A 20,441-nucleotide genomic window follows, 5' to 3' on the forward strand; every position below is an offset into this window, starting at 1 on the left:
TACAATAGTTCTAAAATAAAGCAGTGTGCACCAAATATTACCCTTTTCTTTTTTAGGAATTTTTATCGAATGAGCTTAGTCATTGAAGAAGATGTACAAGAAGCTGAAATCACAAAAAACGATGACCGTTATTTGGTTCCAGGCCTTGTCAGAGGTTTAGCAATCTTACAGGCGTTTAATCAGGAAGCTCAGGAAATGACCATTTCTGAAATTGCTGAAATTCTGGATGTGAACCGTTCTAGTGCATTTCGCCTGATTTATACTCTAGAATCCTGCGGATATTTACGTAAAGCTTCACAGAAAACTTATGCTTTAGATTCAAAAGTCATGGAGCTTGGTTTTAACAGTTTATCTAAACTTTCTTTACTGGATTTATCAACGCCACTAATGAAAGAACTACGTGATCAAACCAAAATCGCAGTTCATCTTTCAATCTTGGAAGGGACTCATATTGTATTTGTAAATAACATTCAATCGAGTGGACCTTTTACCAGTACGATTAATTTAGGTACACGTTGGCCCGCGCATGCGACTGTGATTGGTCAGTTACTTTTATCCAATTTACCTGAGACTGAAATTCGTCAGCGTTATCGTAAATTTAATGAATGGGATACTTTCTCCGACCTTACTCCCAAGAATCTAAAAGAATTGCTACTACGTTTAAACTATGTCAAAACACAATCATCCATGGTGAGTTGGGGACATTACAATAACGATATGGCAGCCTGTGCAGCACCTATTTATCGTCAATCATCAAAAGATATGGTCGCTGTACTATCGGTCAGTTGTCCGATCACCACCTATGATGAACAGACCTTTAAACACATCATTGCAAATCAAGTTATTGATACTGCAAATAAAATCTCTAAATTTATTTATTAAAATAATAGGCAAAGGATTGCCATTTATAAAAATATTCTGTTATTGCTTAAAAATATTTTAAAACACTGCCTAAACCCTTTCACTTTAAGAGTTTTTATAAAGTTGACTTTCATCCAAATCAGCATCATTATAAATTTCGTTTCATATAAGAAACTGCACTTTAAATATAAATACTTATTTCAATATAAGTATTTCATCGGACAAAGTAGTGCGTTCAGGTATAGCGATTGAAGATGCAGTGCTTATTAATCCAATTTGCTAGATGCAAAGAACAAACAACTTTAAAAATTTTTGAAAAACAACCTCAACAATGAACCACACAAATTTAACTGGTTTCGCATGGTAAACAATGGATGAAACAATAGAGAAATACCGACTAGATCTATAACTACGTTGCATGGAATCCCTCCATTGCAAACCGTGTATGATACATCCTTAAAAAAACAAGCTCACTGTTAGATGAGCTTGTTTTTTTTCATTCAATTAAAAAACCAATGTAAATCAATTAAAACTTAAATGTATAATCCACATTCAAACGAGTTTCATTGGTTGAATGAAATACCATATTCGTAGGCATATCATTACGATAATGAGAAAAACGAGCTCGTAGCCCAAGTCCTTTTAACTTTCCTTCTGGAATGCGATAGCCTAAATCGAATTCGAGTGAGTCCTCCTTAAAACGCTGATCCCCATAACTCAGTAAATCAATATTCTCGCCTTTGGCATAACGCGTCATAAAGCGCAGACCATTTAAAGAAACATCTCCCATCCGTGCATCTTTAAAATCATATTCATAACGAATCGAATAGACTTTTTCATCTTTATTGGAATAATCTGAACTCATAAAATCCAGAACGACTGGACTTTCTGTACCTGATAAAAATGGTAGTCCTGTTGAACCAAAAGCCTGCATATAACCCAAAGAAACAGTGTGATTTTGATAGTTCAAACCAAACAAACCGCTCAAATGTTGATTGTCAACATTACCAACTTTACGTGACCCCGTATCTTCACTGTTAAAAAAACGCACATCACTTAGAAAATTTAAGTGATCATTCAGCACGTGTTTACCATTAAATCCTAAAAACTGCTGCTGATAAATATTCTGAAGTTCTGCCTGATAAGCACGTATCCGATAGTTCTTAAACTGATAGGCTCCGCCAATGCTATAGAAATGATCCGTCGTTGCAGCCTTGTCAAAACGATGATTAATATTATCAATACCAACATCGGTATAACGTATTGAGTCACGCTGCCGTACCTCATCGACATAAAAGCCTTCCAACTGTAAATTTGGAATTTCAGTCGATAGCAAACGAACACCACGATACGTTTGTGGAAAAAGCCTTGCAGGGGACGAAAAAATAGTGGGCAGTAAAGGAACCAGATCCCCTACAAATAATTCATTTTGGCGATATTTTGCTTTTGCAGTAACCCCTATTTTTCCATAATAATCATCACGTGTATTATCGGAATTTACCTGTAACAAACCACTTCGTGCGTAATCATCAGCATGGTGACCAAGCAGGTTAAAACCTGCCATTGCCAGTACATCAACCCCCAAGCCAACGGTGCCTTCGGTATAGCCCGATTGCCCTTTAAAAATCAGGCCTTGTGCCCAATCACGTGCAGCAGTATAGGGATACGGGTCTTTTTTATAATCCCGATCGAAATAAAAGTTTCGAAGTGTGATCTCAGCGTTGCTATCTGCAATGAATTCGGCATGAGTACATGGGGCAAATAATGGGCACAAGCAAATCCCCACCCATAAGGATGTCTTTGTCATTTTTAATCTCTACAATTTAATTTCTTATGAGGTTAAGCTAATGTTTTCATGGAATAAGATTGAGCTTTTTGTTGGCGATAAAATGCCTTACCCAAACTTAGAATCAGAAAGATTGCAAGAATAAAAACAATGCCGTAATACGCATATAAAGTTGCAGGAGCTACGCCCTGATCCAGAAAAATTCCCGCAATGGTTGGAGATAAAATGGCACCCATACGACCAAAACCAATCGCATAACCCACTCCGCGACTACGAATATCTGCGTCATAAATGGTTGGAGAAATTGAATATAAACCAGCGACACAACCATTAATCAGTGTCCCAAGTAATAGCCCCACAACAAGTGCAATACTGACTTGAGAAGAGACTGCGACAAATAAGAAAATACAGACAGCAGTCAATCCTAAAAATAAGCTTAAGGCATAGAAAATTTTCATACGAGATGCGAGCAAACCAATAATCGCTGCACCAAAAATTCCACCAATACTAATTAAAATACCCGTACTCACACTTTGATCTGGCGACATCCCCATTGAAATTAGGATTTTAGGTGTCCAGCTCATCACAAAATAAAAACCAAACATCACCATAAAAAAAGCGCCCCATAAACAAAAAGTTTGAAACCCAAGTTGACCCTGAAATAGCTTGGCAATTTCTCCACCTTTATTTTTATGACTTTTTTCATAGTGTGGTAAAACTAACAACGTCGATAAACCCATCCGCTGCATGACCGCATTTACCTTTTCTAATGCCTGTTTTGGTTTTTTTGCAAATAAATAATCAATTGATTCAGGTAATAGCCATAGGCTCACCAACAGCATAAAAATCGTGGTCAAACCACCTGCCATAAAAATTGAACGCCAACCCAAATGCTCAATTAAAACAAGTGATAAAATTCCACCCAATGTTGCACCTATTCCATAGCCTGTTGACATCAAACTGACGGCTAGACTTCTCCAACGAGTATTCGCATATTCACTGGCCAATACATTACTGCTTGCCAGAATCCCCCCTACGCCAATACCTGTAATGAAACGAAGTGCTGCCAGCAAGCTATGACTATGTACAAATGCACACGCGATCATGCTTAATCCCGCAATCACCAAACAGATTAAAATCAATAATCGACGGCCAATTCTATCGGCAAGTGGAGCTAAAAAGATCGAGCCTGCTGCCATACCAAATAAGCCAGAGCTCAACAACAATCCAATTTGCGCACCTGAAAGTGACCACTCAGCGGCAACTGATGGTGCAGTAAATGCCATAACCATGACATCAAAACCATCGATAATATTAAGACAAAGACAAATCGTAATGACAAACCACTGATAGCGGCTCATTTGATTTTGATTAATTTCACCTAGAACATCTCTTTCCATTTGCATATCTCCCAATATGGACAAGATATACACGCGACATTCTGTAATGAGATGCTGGGTGATTATGCATATCCGTATCCATAATTGCCTAGAAGGAATAATTTGATTACAAAAATAGAATTCATCTATTTTTGGAGCATCCTGCTCAATATACATACTGATACATTACTGGATCCATAAAATCAATTTTTTAAGATATTTTTTGTGCGATCATCGTAACAATCCAATCCCCCACAAGCGATAAATAAACATAAAATATTATTAAATATATAAAAATAAAGTTTAAAAATTTTATTTCATTTAAATTCTAAAAAAAGCACAAAGTGGAGAAAAACAGTTTTAAAATTATTTTCATAAAAAATAAATTTTATTTAATTACAATAATATAAATAATAAAAATTGAATAAGTCTGTATTTCACCACTTGACGGCAATTTTCAAACCCAATAAATTGGATCCAATAAGTGATAAGGAGTCGTCACACATGTTTATAAAAAATGCTTGGTATGTTGCCTGCCGTCCTGAGGATATTCAGGATAAGCCTCTTGGTCGTACCATTTGTGGAGAAAAAATTGTTTTCTATCGAGGCAAAGAAAATAAAGTCGCTGCGGTTGAGGATTTCTGTCCACATCGGGGTGCGCCCTTATCTTTAGGTTATGTCGAAGATGGCAATCTGGTTTGCGGCTATCATGGTCTGGTCATGGGCTGCGAAGGTAAAACCATATCCATGCCAGCACAGCGTGTAACAGGTTTTCCATGTAATAAATCCTATGCCGTTGTAGAAAAATTTGGATTTATCTGGGTTTGGCCAGGTGAAAAAACTTTAGCGAATGAAGCTGATTTGCCTGTATTAGAATGGGCAGATCATCCAGAGTGGAGCTATGGCGGTGGCTTATTTCATATTCAATGTGACTATCGCCTCATGATTGATAATCTCATGGATCTTACCCATGAAACCTATGTACATTCGAGCAGTATTGGTCAAAAGGAAATTGACGAAGCGTTGCCCGTTACTAAAGTCGATGGTGATCATGTCATTACCGAACGTTATATGGAGAATGTATCTGCCCCTCCATTTTGGCAAATGGCACTGCGTGGCAACCAGTTAGCAGATGATGTAGCAGTAGACCGTTGGCAGCGCTGTCATTTTTTTGCGCCAAGTAATGTTCATATCGAAGTAGGCGTCGCACATGCAGGTCACGGTGGCTATCATGCAGCCAAAGACAAAAAAGTATCATCGATTGTGGTGGATTTTATTACGCCTGAAACCGAAACATCGCATTGGTATTTCTGGGGAATGGCTCGTAACTTCCAACCAGAGAATGTCGAGCTGACCGAGCAGATCCGCGAAGGACAAGGTAAGATTTTTACTGAAGATTTGGAAATGCTGGAACAACAGCAACAAAATATTTTACGCAATCCTCAACGTCAGTTGCTGATGCTGAATATAGATGCAGGCGGGGTACAGTCACGTAAAATTATTGATCGCTTGCTTGCCAAAGAAAATCCACCATCTCATGAAAGCCAAAACCGAAAATTTCCCAATATTCGCGTGATTTAAGGAGTACAGCACATGGATGTGATCATCAATAAAATCCACCAACTCACCTCAAACATTCGTGCATTTGAGTTAATCTCAGCCAATCATACCGCTCTACCTGTATTTGAAGCGGGTGCGCATATCGATGTTCATCTTAAAAATGGACTGATACGGCAGTATTCTCTCTCCAATTGTTGCAGTGAAAATCATCGTTATGTGATTGGCGTTTTACATGATGAACATTCACGTGGTGGGTCACGTTGCATCCATACCGAATATCGAGAAGGTGATCGACTGAGCATTGGTGAACCGCGCAATTTATTTAAAATCCACCCTGAAACTCAGCAAGCTGTTTTATTTGCAGGTGGCATTGGAATTACACCTATTATTTCGATGGCGTATCGGCTGAAATATCAGAAAATTCCTTTTGAATTACATTATTTTGTACGTCGCCATGAAATGATCGCCTTTTTTGGCAATTTGACTGAGCATTTCCCAAATCAAATCCATTTTCATATTCAGGATCAGCCAGAAACTCAGTGTAATATGCAAGATGTTCTAAAAGAGGTTTCAACACAACGACATTTATATGTCTGTGGTCCAACGGGTTTTATGCAGTTTGTGATGGATTCAGCCGAGCAGGCAGGTTGGTCAAGTGAGCAATTGCATCAGGAACATTTTGTCGCACAGCAGTTAGATCAAAGTGAAAATGAGGCATTTATTATTGAAGTGCTTGGCTCAGATCGTAAAATCGAAGTTCATCCACATCAAACTGCCACTCAAGCTTTACTGGAAAATGGTTTTGAAGTGCCAATATCGTGCGAACAGGGTGTTTGTGGAACCTGTATCACCCGTGTAGTGGCAGGGACACCTGATCATCGTGATGTATTTATGACTGATGATGAGCATTCTCTCAATAACCAATTTACCCCCTGCTGTTCACGCGCCAAATCAAAAACACTGCTGATTGATCTGGCTTAAAACTTTGCTGTTTTTCTCCTATACATTTCATCAAGCCCATGTATAGGAGTTTTTCAAAGTCATGTCGATAAGATATGTTTGACTGTTTCGCCTAACATCACGACAGTACTATGTTCTCGCATCAAACTTTCAGCACGTCCTGCCTGACGTTGAACTAAAGCATCATAGATAGAACAATGCTGTAAATGAGCATAATGTAGACGGCGATATTCCGATAGCGCACGAGATTGGTCATAGGTCAATGCTTGTGCAGAGGCCATCGGCAATTGATTATTTTTCGCCAAAGCCTGTGTTAAAGCGATATTCCCTGCCCCCTGAATAACCGTATCGTGAAAAATAACATTCCAGTGATGATAGCTTTCCAATTCTTCGTCACCAAATTCAGTTTTGCCCTCAAATAACTTTTCAGTTTGTTCAATACAGTGACTTAAGTTTTTTTTCTGTTCCTCGGTTATTCCCTTTTCTGCCAATGTTTTTGCAGCCAAACCTTCAAGCACCCCACGAACTTGCAAAGCATCCCGTATAAGGTCATCCGAAATTTCACGCACGATATAACCACGGGTTGGATTCTTAATCAGCAGTCCTTCCTGCTCAAGCAAGCGAAAAGCCATTCTCACCGGCTGCCGAGAGACCCCAAGCATTTCAGCCGTTGGAATTTCCGCAATACGGCTGCCACCTTCAAGTTCACCTGCAATAATCATTTTTCTGAGTTTAATTAAAACTTGTTGCCCTGAAGACATAACAGACACTTGTAATGGAAAATCTCAATCGATGCTAACAAGATCGATATGTTGATGACAATGCTTTTCTTATTGTTTAGCCTCAAAAAAAACAAATGAAAAAAGCAGCTTAATGGGCTACTTTTTTTCATTCGCTACGATCAATCAATATTTGCCAGAGAAATTGGCACTGATCCGCTGCGCCAGATAATCCTTTGCAGTAATGTCAGGATATTTGCCTTGAGGACTTTGAATCAATACATCCTCATTGGCTTGACAGAAAAAAGCCAAACTATAACGTGCACCTTGATATTCATGATCCGCTGGATTTTTTACACGATGGAAATTAGATGGTAAAACGTCATCACTCCAACGCATCAACATATCACCAATATTACACGTGATTAAATCTTCACGTGGCTCGATCGAAGTCCATGCACGATTTTCCATTTCCTTGCCTGGGCAAACCTGTAAACCCCCTTGTCCTTTTTGTTGGAATAATAAAGTTAGGCAGTCAAAATCGGTATGTGCACCTGCACGCCACAAACCGAGTTCATCTTTAAGCGCAGGATCGACAGCAAAATAATGCAACATGCGTAAGGTGCTTTGATAGGTTTCTTTAGATGGATCATGCGCCAAAGTGAAGAAATCTTCAGAAAAACCCATTTTATAGGCAAAACAAGACAGAATTTTCATGCCTACCGACCAACATTGGCTTTCAAAATTCAATACTTGCGCTTTAAAATCTGGCAATTCTTGTTGGGTCGGCCATAAGTTGCTCATGCGGGGACGCGTGATTTGATAAGATTCTTTTTGATCTGGCGTTTTAGTAGATGGACGAATTTGTGCCTTGCTTTCCCAACCTGCATTACGGTTTAGGGGATATTGTGCTTTAACTTCACGTGGCAAAGCAAAAAATTGTTCTGCCAAACCAAATGCATGCTGAATCTCTTTTTGCGGAATGCCGTGATTGGCAACTTGAAAAAAACCAATCTCAACCGCTGCATTCCAGAGTTGATCGGCAATTTCATATTTGCGATTTTCAAAATCACTGAGGTCGATAATCCGTACTTCACGTTGGGTTTCCGTTCCCATCACGCCCATCACGGATTCTTTTTTTAATTCTTCTAAAGAAAATTCGGTATTGGTATTTAAACTGTTCATGCTTGTCACTTACATTAAAAAAGGAACTTTAATGATGTGACTCAATGTCATGAAAATGGGTCGAACATTCAATTGAGCCACGCTAAACAACATCATTATTTTCGCAAGGAAAATACATGTCGCTTAGAGCAATGACCCACATAATGAATAAATCAATATGTTGACAGCTTATACTCTAATCAAACTTAAGCAATGATTATGCCAGATTAGAAATTATTTTTAAATTTTCTACTTTTCCAAGTCCTTAGAATATTTGATACTCCGTTATTGAGCACTTTTTCAAAAATAGATCACTCAGATATGCCTCACTTTAGTGCAATTAATGCACCACTATGGAAAATTTAACTGATAAAAATCTTAACTTTTAGTTTCTTAAAATCAATGTAAATCATGATAAATACATTTTAGATATATACACAACTCATTGTTGTTGTTTTAAATTTCCCGCAAATTATGCCTTATACTGCGCAAAAATTAGGATCACATAGAATAAGAATAGATTTTTTCTAAAAACTTTAGTCATTATTAGGATGCTATCTTCAGCTTAAGAAATATTCTAGGCATAGACTATAAGCAATATTTACGTAATCAATCTGATGACAGCTTGTATCAAGCCAGAATCAATAGATTGATTCCCAATGTTATATTGACGATTGAGCAAAAGTTTTAAGATTAGACAGTAAGCTCTTTTTTAAAGTTGCATTTAAGCCCTCTTCCATCAAGAGAAGGACATCGTTGAATATTTTGTCATATTTCAAAACGAAAATCAGGCATTTAGTACTGGATTTAGTGTCTGAAACAACAGCGGTATAGAGCTTTCCATTATGCTTTAATAATCCCAAAACAATCATTTTATCAGCAGCAGCTCTTGCAGTTACACCAAGCATGAAAAACTTTAGCAATTTTAATTGGCTATTTGCAATTCAAGGTTGAGAGTTGTTAATTTGATTTTTTACTTATATGCTTATTTTTTCATGCCATGATTGTAGGTATTATGTAGATAATATACTCCACAAGCCTTTGAAAATGAAACTTGCAGATGTGCCATTTTATATTGATATGATTTGCCAAGACCTTAGTTATGATGACTTTATGGAATACCATCAAGGGTTATTTGAAGGCATCTGTAATGATGAAGAAATATCTAAAAAATTTTCCACAATTACAAACTCACACCAAAAATTCATTGAAGTATTAAAAAACAATGAAGATTTTTGGGAATTTTTTGATGTCGGTTGCGCGAAGTGGGCTAGTAGTTTGGTTGTTATGGCTCATAGTCAATGTGATGATGTGCGAATGAGAGCGGCTAAAAATAACAAGTTAATTGCACATGAGTTAATGAATGATAAAAGTCCTGATGTTCGGGCTTCCTGTATATATGCTTCAACAAAGATTTCAGATGTACTTTTAAACGATACACATCACTATGTTCGTGCTGTAGTTGCTGTGAAAAGTGAAGAATATGGTTTGAAATTAATGAATGATTCTTCTGACTTTGTACGAGAGTGGTGTGCAAAATGGGAGGTGTGTGCTAGACAGTATGTAAATGACAAAAGTTTAAAAGTTAGATGGAATGCGCTGTATCAGCATAAAAATCTAGCTGAACTCTTTATCAACGATGAATCGGCTGATATTAAATTATTGTGTTTTCATATAGACAAATCTTTTGCATCAAAACTAAAAACTGACCTAGACTCTAAAATTCGCAAAAACGTGTTGGTTGAACTACCTGAAATGGCTGAATACTTCTTAAATGATGAAAGCGAAGATATTAGAAACTTAGCACTTAACAAGTTAAATTCAACCAAGTAATGCAAATAGCCTTTTAATTGAATTTTCTTATTTAATTTACAATTGGTTAGCTTCATTTTCCTAGATTAGCACATTGCGAATCTAGTACAGCCCTTAGAAAATTAATATTCTACCCTCAGCATTACATGACAAAGGCTTTTAAAACACTTATATATGCTGTTCTTGCTGAGATTCTTCTGATCGTTGAATAGTTTCACGAATATTAAGTAGAGCATTTTCAATATCGGTGAGCGACTTGGCATTACCACCACTCAGGGCTTGTCGCCATTTGCGTGCACCCGGAAGATTTTGAAATAAACCTAAAATATGTCGAGTAATAATCGAAAGAGGTGCACCTTCGGCTAAACGTTTTTCGATATAAGGCATCATCTGTTGCATGATGTTAAATCGATCTGGCATGTCTAAGTTCCAGAATTGTCCAAATTCCGCAAGTAAATAAGGATTATGATAGGCTTCACGACCAATCATGACGCCATCTACATGTTGCAGGTGTTGTTGTGTTTCTTCAAAAGTCTTGATGCCACCGTTAATTTCAATGGTCAAATTTGGACGTTCACGTTTTAAACGATAGACATCTTCATAGCGTAATGGAGGAACTTCGCGATTTTCCTTCGGTGATAAACCCTGCAAAATCGCAATGCGAGCATGTACCACAAAATGCGTACAACCAGTTGCAGCAACAGTATCTACAAAATGCAGCATTTCGTCATAAGACTGCATATCATCTATCCCAATCCGATGTTTGACTGTCACGGGAATACTGACAGTTTTTTGCATCTGATCAATACATTCAGCAACAAGGTTGGGTTCAGCCATTAAACATGCACCAATCTTATTGTTCTGCACACGGTCACTTGGGCAACCGACATTTAAGTTGACCTCGTTATAGCCCCAATCCTCAGCCATTTTAGTGCAAGTGGCTAATTCTTTTGGATTAGAGCCACCCAGTTGCAACACAATCGGATGTTCTTGTGAATTAAAATCCAAATGACGTTTGGCATCACCATGAATAATCGCGCCTGTCGTTACCATTTCGGTATACAGCACAATATTGGGATTAAATAGTCGTGCAAAAAAACGGTAGTCTCGGGTTGTCCAATCCATCATCGGGGCAACGCTGATTCTGAAATCTTTAGTATTTTCAATTTTGTCTGATTTAATCATTAAAAATCATCCATATATGTTGATGTTGATACTAAATTATTTGCAACCATTCAGGCCTAATTTGCACCGTTTCGATTAGAATCTATACCATCTTTGAGCCATAAAGGCGCAAATTTTATGGTGTAAATTTTGCGGGTACTATACCACAATGAAAACTTAAGCATGGAACAATCCGTTATCGTGTGGAGATCAGAATTAATAAAAAGAATTTCCTGTATTTAAAGAAAGTCAGACATTTTTTACCAAGCGTTTGACTGGCTTTTAAATCGATAAGCATGAAGCAGAAATTGATAAAATCCAGAAATTTTATTTGAGTCAACCAAATTCGATGGGGATAAGATGGGTAAATTAACCCATTTTTAACCCACAGAAAGCAAAAATGTAGTCAAACCATGTCGAATTGCATCGACAAATAACCAAATAAAAAAGCCTTTAAGTATTAAACTTAAAGACTTTTTATATTTCATCGGATTGCTCCGAATCGAATTTTGGTGGAGGTGGCGGGAGTTGAACCCGCGTCCGCCAGCACTACACTCGAGAATACTACATGCTTAGATATCGTCTATTATTTTAACACCAAGTGACCCGACGAACAGGGTACAAGTTGCGATCCTCTAAGTTTGGTATAAAGTCCCGAGGCTTGACTCTATACGGACTTGTGTGCGTGCGCTACAGTCGGGTTCCTAAACCACAAGTATTCTAGGAAGCGGACAAGCGGCCCTTAGGCAGCTAGAGCGTAAGTTTCGTCGTTTGCGACTATTAAAATGCAAATTTTATTTACGAGAGAAAATGCGCTCTCGGCATGCATCTATGAGCTTCATCACCAGCGTCGAAGCCAATAACACCCCCAGATGAGTTCATACATCATAACACAGGCGGCAAAAATTGCTATGCAATTTATAACCAACTAGATTCTACTGATGTATTTAACATGATAATTGAGATAATATTTTATTTTTCAAGTCTATCTATAACAAATATGAGCTATTTACTTGCACTCGATCAGGGAACGACTTCTAGCCGCGCGATTATTTTTGATGAACAGGGACGTGTTCATGCAACCGCTCAACGCGAAACAAAAATAAGAACCCCACATTCAGGTTGGGTCGAACAAGATGCCGATGAAATCTGGTCAAGTCAGATAGCAGTGGTACAGCAGGCTTTAGCCTCTGCACATGTCTTGGCAAAGGATATTAAAGCACTAGGACTGACCAATCAGCGTGAAACGACGGTGGTATGGGATAAACGTACTGGCAAAGCACTAGCACCTGCTATTATTTGGCAGGATCGTCGTGCGACAGACTGGTGCAGTGGCCTAATCCAACAAAAATTGCAGGATAAAGTCCATCATAAAACAGGACTGCGAATCGACCCTTACTTTAGCGCAGGCAAATTGGTCTGGCTGCTTGAGAATGTAGACGGACTAAGAGCGCTCGCAAAGCAAGGACATGTTGCTTTTGGAACGATCGATAGTTGGTTAATCTGGAATTTAACTCAAGGCGCAGAACACGTCATTGAAGTCAGTAATGCTTCAAGAACCATGCTCATGAATCTTCAGACTCAAAGCTGGGATGAAGAATTGCTCGAATTGTTTCATATCCCGGCTTCGGTTCTTCCAACTATTATTTCATCTGATGCTTATATAGCTGATACAGCACCTGGGCTACTAGGTAGCACCATTCCGATCGCGGGTGTTTTAGGTGATCAGCAAGCCGCCCTATTTGGACAGTCATGCTTTGAAATAGGTACAGCAAAAAATACCTATGGAACAGGATGCTTCATGCTGTTTAATACTGGCGAGGAATTACAATTTAGTCAAAATCAACTGCTGACCACGCTGGCATGGCAATGTCAGAATCAAACCCGCTATGCGCTTGAAGGGAGTGTATTTATGGCTGGCGCAATTGTACAGTGGTTGCGTGATGGTTTAGGGATTATTCAGAGCAGTGTTCAGGTTGAACAATTGGCCAATCAGGTCAAAAGCAGTGAGGGTGTAGTATTAGTTCCCGCTTTCACGGGCTTGGGTGCACCACACTGGGACAGTGAAGCACGTGCGTTATTGTGCGGGATGTCACGGGGAACCAATAAAGCACATATCGCGCGGGCGGCGCTTGAATCGATTGCTTTTCAAGTGTCGGATGTGCTTTGTGCCATGCAGTCAGATTTATCCCAACCTTTAAAAGAATTACGAGTCGATGGTGGAGCGAGTCAGAATGATATGCTGATGCAATTTCAGGCAGATATTCTCAACGTCCCTGTATTACGGCCTAAAATGCTTGAATCAACGGCTTGGGGGGCGGCCGCGATGGCAGGTCTAAAGTCTGGCCTTTTTTCAAATCTCAACGAAATCGCTGAGTCTTGGCAACTTGATCGTGCCTTTGAACCGCAAATGAACGAAGATGAACGTTCTCATCATCTTGAACGATGGCATCATGCGTTAAAACGTGCTAAATCAGATTTATATTGATTGTAACTTTTTATCGATTATTTCTATTTATCAAATTAGTGTCACTCTCAATATATTTATATGCGAGCTCTCGTCATATTTATATGCGAGCTCTCGTCATTATTTTTTAATTCAGAACTAAATCCAGTAAAAATTGATTTATTTAAATTCTTTTTTACCAAATTTTAGCCAAATGGCACTGAATTAAAACCATGATAAATTTATATTTTTTTATAAATGTTTCAGACTTGTGAAATATTATTACATTCCTTAAAACACTTTTTAAGGTTCAGACGATAGCATCATTCCGCCAAGCAAATACATTGTTATTGATATGTGTAAATAATGTAAGAACGAGTTTGAACGATGATTTATGACGGACAAGTAGCAGATAGTTATCAAACACAGAATGCCCCCCAAGTGACTGTGACTGAAAACAGGGAAAGATCAGCACCGTTTTCTTTTGGATCGGATGGTTCACGTAGCCAGATCGATATCCACAAATTCGTTGCTAAATTAAAAAGTATCAGTGGTAACTACAGCACGGCAAAATGTGCCAAAAGTGTTCGTATCGCTTTGCAATCTGCGGGTGCCAAGATCGTCAGCCACCCTATTGCTGCTTCTGACTGGGGCGACACTTTAACCAAAATTGGTTATCGACAAATTCAACCTGAGTTTGATCATCCACAAAAGGGTGATATTTATATTATTAAACGCACCCCAAATCATGTATATGGACATATTGCGGGTTACAGCGGTAGTCAGTGGATTTCTGATTTTAAGCAGCAAAGCTACGATGTATATAAAGATAATAATGTCACATATACCTATTATCGCCCGTTGTAAGCTTAAAATAGTATATTAATAATGAACGAAGCTTATTTAGGCTTCGTTTTTTTCATGTCTAATTTTTTCAAAACTTCAGCCGCTGCAATCATGCCAAAGCTGGAAGTCACCATTACCGATGAACCATAGCCGCCACAGCGTAAACCCGCACTCGCGCATAGATTGTTTTGTAAGGTAGGTTGTTCGAGCGAATAAATACAGGTCATCCCGAATTTTTCTTTTGGCTTTTTGCAAATTCCTTTAGCACGTAATTGACTGCGTAATTTTGCCAACATCGGGTCTTGTTCAGTTTTGGACAGATCAGCCACTCGAATTTTGAGCGGATCAATTTTTCCACCTGCGCCGCCCGAGACTATTAAAGGGATTTTATTAAAACGACAAGGCAGCATTAAAGCCAGTTTGGCTTTGACATCATCAATACAGTCCAAGATCACATCGGGTTTAGACATCAATAGGTCTGCGACATTCACAGATGAAAGAAAATCATCGATCACGTTGACCTTGATCCGCGGGTTAATCTGACGACAGCGTTCCGCCATGACTTCTGCTTTTTCCTGCCCCAAAGTTGAAGATAGCGCAGGTAACTGACGATTAATATTGGAAGCGGCCAATACATCCATATCCACCAGTGTCAATTCGCCAATCCCTGTACGTGCAAGTGCTTCCACAGCCCAACTTCCAACACCGCCAATTCCAATCACCATAACATGACTTTTTTTATAATGAGTAAACGCATCATCACCATATATCTTGGCAACGCCTGCAAAACGGCGGTCATATTCATCGGTTTGGAGTTCAGTCATTACATCTTCTTTCAGGAATTTTTCAGCATGCTATTTTACTGGGTTTAATTTGAGAATGTTAGTGCCTGAATTTGACAACCGCCTTCTTGCCGTGAAGAAGGCGGTTAAAGGAACTGAGTTATTTTTATGCCGCAATCAAATTGCGCAATACATAATGCAAAATACCGCCTGCCTTAAAGTATTCGACTTCATTTAGAGTATCAATACGGCATAACACTTTAAACTGATCGGTTGAGCCATCCTCACGTTTCACCGTGATATCCAGTGTTTGATGGGGTTGAATATCATCCGAAAGCCCAGAAATCGACAACTGTTCTTTACCTGTCAGGCTCAGCGATTGACGATTTTGTCCATCCACAAACTGAAGTGGCAGCACGCCCATACCCACCAGATTTGAACGGTGAATACGCTCAAAACTTTCTGCAATGACTGCTTTTACACCTAAAAGATTGGTTCCTTTTGCCGCCCAGTCACGTGATGAGCCTGTACCGTATTCTTTACCTGCAACAATGACCAATGGCGTTTGATCTTCTTTATATCGCATGGCTGCATCATAAATCGCCAATTTTTCACCTGTTGGAATATAAATGGTATTACCACCTTCTTCACCACCAAGCATTTCATTTTTAATACGGATATTGGCAAAGGTACCGCGCATCATCACTTCATGGTTACCACGGCGCGAACCATAAGAGTTAAAGTCTTTAGGCTCAATTCCATGTTCCTGTAAGTAACGTCCCGCTGGGCTGTCTTTTTTGATATTTCCCGCAGGAGAAATATGATCGGTGGTGACTGAATCACCCAATACCGCTAAAATCCGTGCTGAATCAATATTGGTGATGGATTCTGGCGGCTGATCGATACCCTCAAAAAACGGTGGATGACGGATATACGTCGAATCATCTTCCCACTCATAAGTTTTACTTTGTGGAATTTGAATCGATTTCCAACTCTCGTCGCCCTCAAATACAGCCGCGTATTCCTTGTGGAACATATCCGTATTCACTTTCTGCAAAACTTCTGCAATTTCAGCACTGCTCGGCCAGATATCTTTTAAATAAATATCCTCGCCATTTTTGCCCTGCCCAATCGGTTCAGAAGTTAAATCTTTACGAATGGTTCCCGCCAATCCATAAGCCACAACTAAGGGAGGAGAAGCTAACCAATTGGTTTTCACCAAAGGATGTACTCGACCTTCAAAGTTACGGTTGCCAGACAAGACAGATGCGACATTTAAATCATATTTTTGAATCGCGGCCTCAATCGGATCTGGTAATGGACCTGAGTTACCAATACAAGTGGTACAACCATAACCCACAAGGTTATAACCTAATTCATCCAGATATGGGGTCACACCCGCAGCAGCCAAATAATCCGTGACGACCTTAGAACCCGGAGCCAGAGAGCTTTTTACCCATGGCTTACGTTGCAAACCTTTTTCAATGGCTTTTTTAGCCAGCAACCCTGCCGCCAACATCACACTTGGATTCGATGTATTGGTACACGATGTAATCGCTGAAATCACCACATCACCATGATGCAGCTCATAACGTTCGCCATCAATCACACAATGGGCTGTTTCAGGTTCAAAATTGGCTTGCTGTGCATCAACCGCTGTCCCGCCACCGCCTTCATTTTCTAAACGTTCTTTTTCAGGCTTTGTTGGCTTTAAAGTCAAATCCATGACAGCTTGAAACGTTTCAGGTACTTTGGCCAATACCACACGATCCTGTGGACGTTTTGGTCCTGCCAAACTGGCCTCAACCGTTGCCATATCTAGCGTTAAAGTATCGGTAAAGACAGGTTCGTCACCTGTACTACGCCACAAACCCTGTTCTTTGCTATAGGCTTCGACCAACGCAATACGATCAGCTTTACGTCCTGTTAAACGCATATATTCAAGGGTAATATCATCTATCGGGAAAAAACCACATGTCGCACCATATTCAGGTGCCATATTGGCAATCGTTGCCCGATCTGCCAATGGTAAGTCCGCTAGACCATCACCATAAAATTCAACAAATTTACCCACGACGCCTTTTTGACGAAGCATTTGGGTAATTGTCAGCACTAAATCTGTTGCAGTAATCCCTTCTTTCAATTTTCCTGTCAGTTTAAATCCGATCACTTCTGGAATCAGCATGGAAATCGGTTGACCTAACATCGCAGCTTCAGCCTCGATCCCACCGACGCCCCAACCCAATACGCCCAAGCCATTGATCATGGTGGTATGTGAATCTGTTCCGACCAAAGTGTCGGGAAAAGCAAAAGTTTGTCCTTGTTCCTCACCCGTCCAAACCGCTTGAGCCAGATATTCCAGATTGACCTGATGGCAAATCCCTGTTCCGGGTGGCACTACACTAAAGTTATTAAAAGCAGACTGTCCCCAACGTAAAAACTGATAACGCTCGCCGTTACGCTGCATTTCAATTTCGACATTTTCTTCAAAAGCATGATCATTGGCAAAATGATCGACCATCACCGAATGGTCAATCACCAGATCAACAGGCGAAAGTGGATTAATTTTTTCAGGGTCTCCACCCGCTTTGGCCATAGCAGCACGCATTGCAGCCAAATCGACCACCGCAGGCACGCCTGTAAAATCCTGCATTAGCACACGTGCAGGACGATATTGAATTTCCTGATCCGATGTTTTGGTTTTTTGCCAATCGACTAAGGCATGGATATGCGCAGCGCTTACCGTCTGATCATCTTCAAAGCGTAACAAATTTTCTAATAATACTTTTAAGGATTTGGGAAGCTTGTGAATATCACCGAGCTTCGGGGCTGCTTGTTGCAAACTAAAAATTTGATATTGAGCTGAACCGACATTGAGTGTTTTTAAAGCATTAAAACTATTGATTTTGCTATAGCTGGCCATGCGGCTATCCTCCGGTTTGGCTATGTTCTTTTAAAGTTTCATTGGCTTCTTTTAATGTATGCCACTTTTAAAATTAGAATGTTTTCTTTTGGTTATACTTTTGAATGTACTTGTTTTTTATTGCGTTAATTGAAGTGCGTTCAATGAATTTTCCCATACTTTTTGGGCAACAGTTGCTTCATTGATGGCTAAACTTGCCGCTAAACCCTCTAATACATAAGGTAAATTCACAGGCGTGTTTCGGGTCCGATGTTCGGTCGAATGTTGACAACACAATGGCGTCATATCGGGACAATCCGTTTCCAGAACCAAATGTTCAAGTCCAACTTCTGCAACGACACGATGCAGTTTTTTCGCATTTGGATTGGTAATTTGCCCAGTGATACCCAACTTAAAGCCAAGTTGAATAAAAGCTTTGGCTTCTTCAACACCACCACTAAAAGCATGTGCGATACCGCCCAACTTAAAATGTTGCTGTTTTAAAATCTGTAACACATCTGCATGTGCTTTTCGAATATGCAATAACACAGGTTTGTTATACTGCGTTGCTAAATTCAGTTGATCCGTGAAATATTGTTTTTGTTTCAGATAAAGTTCTGACTGTTTATGCTGTGGCAAAAAAGTATCAAGTCCAATTTCTCCGACAGCAATACAGGACTCTTGTTTTAAAATTTGTTCCAATCGCTCCAAATGATCTGGTGCATGCTGCTCAATATAAAAAGGATGCAGCCCCGGAGCCAAATAGCTGATAGGAGCATGCTGTAACTGATTTAATTCATGTTGAATACGAATCAAATCTGCAAATCTGGACTCGCTAAAGCCAATTAAAATCAGTCTTTCTACACCAACAGCTTTGGCTTGTTGTGCCAGTTCCTTCCGATCAGGATCAAAATCTGGCACATCAAAATGCGTATGCGTATCAAATAGTGAAAAATGCATCCCTTAACTCTGTGGCTTATGATGCTGCGCATTCACCACAGGCTCAGAAGTTGCCTGAGTATGTGGTAAATATTCAGCTTTTAAAATACCGTTGAGTTGATCATAAGGAATCACCAAACGTGGTAACCCTGCCGAATAAGGTCCAATTTCATATTCACCATATTGTAAAATTAAACCTTGCTCGCCTAATAGGAAGTTATCTGAAAGCTTAAACTTCCAAGCTTGTTCATAATCGTTAACATTATCCGCAAGCTTAGAGTCCATCACCCATGCTTTAAAAGCGTCATGTGCTTTAGCTTCCAGTGCCTTTCTCTGATTGGGCAAGAGCAAATCATTCAGCTGAATTTGCTTTTGTTGCTTCAAATCAAAGTTGTAATACTGCTGTGCCGAAGAACCATGCGCACCACCTAAATAGCTACTGGTGTTTAAAACCACAGTCGCGATCGGTTCTTGAGATTTTAAAATCGAGGGTTTAATCATGATATTAATCTGATGATTGGCACTCAACGCTTTTAATTCTTTATCCATCTCGACAAAAGATTGAACATAGGGCTCAACTTGTTGCTGCATTTTTTGCTGCTCAGATACAGGTTCTGAACTCGCAGCAACATCATCCGATTTTGATGGATTCGTTTCAGGTGTTGAAGCCGCCTGCTCTTTTTGATTAATCTCTGAAATATCCAAAATTTGTTTTAAGTTCTTTAAAATTTCCCGATCCATGATTTGATCAATAAAAGGGAAATTACTCTGTAAACGTTCAACCACAAATTGAGGGCAGTTCTTGCCTGAACAATCTGGCAAATTCACAGCTAATCGTACAGATGACCCTTCAAGTGCCAACACTTGTGGTTGCACTTCAGAAGCCGCATTTTGCTTCTGGTCAGTATCTTCAGGTTTAGACTTCGGCTGACAAGCAGTGAGCAATAAAGCACAGACCGCAACTGTCAAACTAAGTTTTGCAGTAGATTGTTTTCTTTGTGGAGCTGGAAACAGCGAATATTTAGATTGCAACATCGTGATTGCCTAACAAAAAATAATTTTCAATTCATGCTAATGTAACTTGATCATGCTTGACCAGTATTGTGTAAATTTCAATACAG

15 protein-coding genes, 1 other RNA gene and 1 pseudogene are annotated in these 20,441 nt (G+C 39.4%); 6 read left to right on the forward strand and 11 right to left on the reverse strand.

The window, feature by feature from the left end:
- Positions 1 to 69 precede the first annotated feature (69 nt).
- Positions 70 to 882: an IclR family transcriptional regulator gene (locus tag EGS47_RS03700; protein WP_005002954.1), complete on the forward strand. Its 813-nt coding sequence runs from the start codon at positions 70 to 72 to the stop codon at positions 880 to 882.
- 505 nt (positions 883 to 1,387) lie between these two features.
- Here EGS47_RS03700 and EGS47_RS03705 read toward each other — a convergent pair.
- Positions 1,388 to 2,668 (reverse strand): OprD family outer membrane porin, encoded by a 1,281-nt coding sequence (locus EGS47_RS03705; protein ID WP_005002952.1) that lies wholly within the window; start codon positions 2,666 to 2,668, stop codon positions 1,388 to 1,390.
- A gap of 32 nt (positions 2,669 to 2,700) precedes the next feature.
- Positions 2,701 to 4,047, reverse strand: a complete 1,347-nt coding sequence (locus EGS47_RS03710) for an MFS transporter (protein ID WP_005002950.1) — start codon at positions 4,045 to 4,047, stop codon at positions 2,701 to 2,703.
- Between the two features lie 483 nt (positions 4,048 to 4,530).
- Here EGS47_RS03710 and EGS47_RS03715 point away from each other — a divergent pair, with 483 nt between their 5' ends.
- Together EGS47_RS03715 and EGS47_RS03720 are read left to right on the forward strand one after the other, a co-directional pair.
- On the forward strand, positions 4,531 to 5,607 hold the full coding sequence (locus EGS47_RS03715) for an aromatic ring-hydroxylating oxygenase subunit alpha (protein ID WP_125269194.1): 1,077 nt from the start codon (positions 4,531 to 4,533) through the stop codon (positions 5,605 to 5,607).
- Between the two features lie 12 nt (positions 5,608 to 5,619).
- Positions 5,620 to 6,567 carry a PDR/VanB family oxidoreductase gene (locus EGS47_RS03720; protein ID WP_125269195.1) on the forward strand — a complete coding sequence of 316 codons (948 nt, stop codon included), beginning with the start codon at positions 5,620 to 5,622 and terminating at the stop codon, positions 6,565 to 6,567.
- A gap of 59 nt (positions 6,568 to 6,626) precedes the next feature.
- On the opposite strand, the gene EGS47_RS03725 is transcribed toward EGS47_RS03720, so the two are convergent.
- From EGS47_RS03725 to EGS47_RS18885, 3 genes and pseudogenes are all read right to left on the reverse strand, one after another.
- Entirely contained in the window at positions 6,627 to 7,307 is a 681-nt protein-coding gene (locus tag EGS47_RS03725) for a GntR family transcriptional regulator (protein ID WP_125269196.1), read from the reverse strand.
- Positions 7,308 to 7,451: 144 nt separating this feature from the next.
- Positions 7,452 to 8,450, reverse strand: coding sequence for an isopenicillin N synthase family dioxygenase (locus EGS47_RS03730; protein ID WP_004996174.1), 999 nt, complete (start codon positions 8,448 to 8,450; stop codon positions 7,452 to 7,454).
- Positions 8,451 to 9,226: 776 nt separating this feature from the next.
- A pseudogene (locus EGS47_RS18885) lies at positions 9,227 to 9,331 on the reverse strand (IS1595 family transposase); the annotation flags it as partial.
- 145 nt (positions 9,332 to 9,476) lie between these two features.
- Between EGS47_RS18885 and EGS47_RS03740 the strand changes: the two are divergent.
- A complete protein-coding gene (locus EGS47_RS03740) occupies positions 9,477 to 10,262 on the forward strand; it encodes a HEAT repeat domain-containing protein (protein ID WP_005002944.1) in 786 nt (261 codons plus the stop codon).
- A gap of 147 nt (positions 10,263 to 10,409) precedes the next feature.
- Here EGS47_RS03740 and dusA read toward each other — a convergent pair whose 3' ends face one another.
- Together dusA and ssrA are read right to left on the reverse strand one after the other, a co-directional pair.
- Positions 10,410 to 11,426 (reverse strand): tRNA dihydrouridine(20/20a) synthase DusA, encoded by a 1,017-nt coding sequence (dusA, locus tag EGS47_RS03745; RefSeq protein WP_005002943.1) that lies wholly within the window; start codon positions 11,424 to 11,426, stop codon positions 10,410 to 10,412.
- A 489-nt stretch (positions 11,427 to 11,915) separates the two neighbouring features.
- Positions 11,916 to 12,275: a transfer-messenger RNA gene (gene ssrA, locus EGS47_RS03750) on the reverse strand.
- A gap of 130 nt (positions 12,276 to 12,405) precedes the next feature.
- On the opposite strand from ssrA, the gene glpK reads away from it, so the two are divergent.
- Together glpK and EGS47_RS03760 are read left to right on the forward strand one after the other, a co-directional pair.
- Positions 12,406 to 13,893, forward strand: coding sequence for a glycerol kinase GlpK (gene glpK, locus EGS47_RS03755; RefSeq protein WP_005002941.1), 1,488 nt, complete (start codon positions 12,406 to 12,408; stop codon positions 13,891 to 13,893).
- Positions 13,894 to 14,238: 345 nt separating this feature from the next.
- Complete coding sequence (locus tag EGS47_RS03760; protein WP_004996081.1) at positions 14,239 to 14,718, forward strand: hypothetical protein; 480 nt, start codon at positions 14,239 to 14,241, stop codon at positions 14,716 to 14,718.
- Positions 14,719 to 14,750: 32 nt separating this feature from the next.
- Here EGS47_RS03760 and EGS47_RS03765 read toward each other — a convergent pair whose 3' ends face one another.
- The 4 genes from EGS47_RS03765 to EGS47_RS03780 form a co-directional block, all read right to left on the reverse strand.
- The gene (locus EGS47_RS03765) at positions 14,751 to 15,521 is read right to left on the reverse strand and encodes a ThiF family adenylyltransferase (protein ID WP_125269197.1); all 771 of its coding nucleotides are present in this window, start codon (positions 15,519 to 15,521) and stop codon (positions 14,751 to 14,753) included.
- A gap of 124 nt (positions 15,522 to 15,645) precedes the next feature.
- The gene (gene acnA, locus EGS47_RS03770) at positions 15,646 to 18,402 is read right to left on the reverse strand and encodes an aconitate hydratase AcnA (RefSeq protein ID WP_005002939.1); all 2,757 of its coding nucleotides are present in this window, start codon (positions 18,400 to 18,402) and stop codon (positions 15,646 to 15,648) included.
- A gap of 117 nt (positions 18,403 to 18,519) precedes the next feature.
- Positions 18,520 to 19,341, reverse strand: coding sequence for a TatD family hydrolase (locus EGS47_RS03775; protein ID WP_005002938.1), 822 nt, complete (start codon positions 19,339 to 19,341; stop codon positions 18,520 to 18,522).
- A gap of 3 nt (positions 19,342 to 19,344) precedes the next feature.
- Complete coding sequence (locus EGS47_RS03780) at positions 19,345 to 20,355, reverse strand: RsiV family protein (RefSeq protein ID WP_125269198.1); 1,011 nt, start codon at positions 20,353 to 20,355, stop codon at positions 19,345 to 19,347.
- Positions 20,356 to 20,441 lie beyond the last annotated feature (86 nt).

This window comes from Acinetobacter sp. FDAARGOS_515 (genome assembly GCF_003938865.1).
In the GTDB taxonomy this organism is placed as follows: Bacteria; Pseudomonadota; Gammaproteobacteria; order Pseudomonadales; family Moraxellaceae; genus Acinetobacter; species Acinetobacter ursingii.

Coding starts and splice junctions, on each gene's coding strand:
- EGS47_RS03700 (WP_005002954.1), top strand. CDS start 70: ATGAGCTTAGTCATTGAAGAAGATGTACAAGAAGCTGAAATCACAAAA.
- dusA (WP_005002943.1), bottom strand. CDS start 11,426: ATGATTAAATCAGACAAAATTGAAAATACTAAAGATTTCAGAATCAGC.
- EGS47_RS03720 (WP_125269195.1), top strand. CDS start 5,620: ATGGATGTGATCATCAATAAAATCCACCAACTCACCTCAAACATTCGT.
- EGS47_RS03775 (WP_005002938.1), bottom strand. CDS start 19,341: ATGCATTTTTCACTATTTGATACGCATACGCATTTTGATGTGCCAGAT.
- acnA (WP_005002939.1), bottom strand. CDS start 18,402: ATGGCCAGCTATAGCAAAATCAATAGTTTTAATGCTTTAAAAACACTC.
- EGS47_RS03715 (WP_125269194.1), top strand. CDS start 4,531: ATGTTTATAAAAAATGCTTGGTATGTTGCCTGCCGTCCTGAGGATATT.
- glpK (WP_005002941.1), top strand. CDS start 12,406: ATGAGCTATTTACTTGCACTCGATCAGGGAACGACTTCTAGCCGCGCG.
- EGS47_RS03710 (WP_005002950.1), bottom strand. CDS start 4,047: ATGGAAAGAGATGTTCTAGGTGAAATTAATCAAAATCAAATGAGCCGC.
- EGS47_RS03705 (WP_005002952.1), bottom strand. CDS start 2,668: ATGACAAAGACATCCTTATGGGTGGGGATTTGCTTGTGCCCATTATTT.
- EGS47_RS03740 (WP_005002944.1), top strand. CDS start 9,477: ATGAAACTTGCAGATGTGCCATTTTATATTGATATGATTTGCCAAGAC.
- EGS47_RS03760 (WP_004996081.1), top strand. CDS start 14,239: ATGATTTATGACGGACAAGTAGCAGATAGTTATCAAACACAGAATGCC.
- EGS47_RS03730 (WP_004996174.1), bottom strand. CDS start 8,450: ATGAACAGTTTAAATACCAATACCGAATTTTCTTTAGAAGAATTAAAA.
- EGS47_RS03765 (WP_125269197.1), bottom strand. CDS start 15,521: ATGACTGAACTCCAAACCGATGAATATGACCGCCGTTTTGCAGGCGTT.
- EGS47_RS03780 (WP_125269198.1), bottom strand. CDS start 20,355: ATGTTGCAATCTAAATATTCGCTGTTTCCAGCTCCACAAAGAAAACAA.
- EGS47_RS03725 (WP_125269196.1), bottom strand. CDS start 7,307: ATGTCTTCAGGGCAACAAGTTTTAATTAAACTCAGAAAAATGATTATT.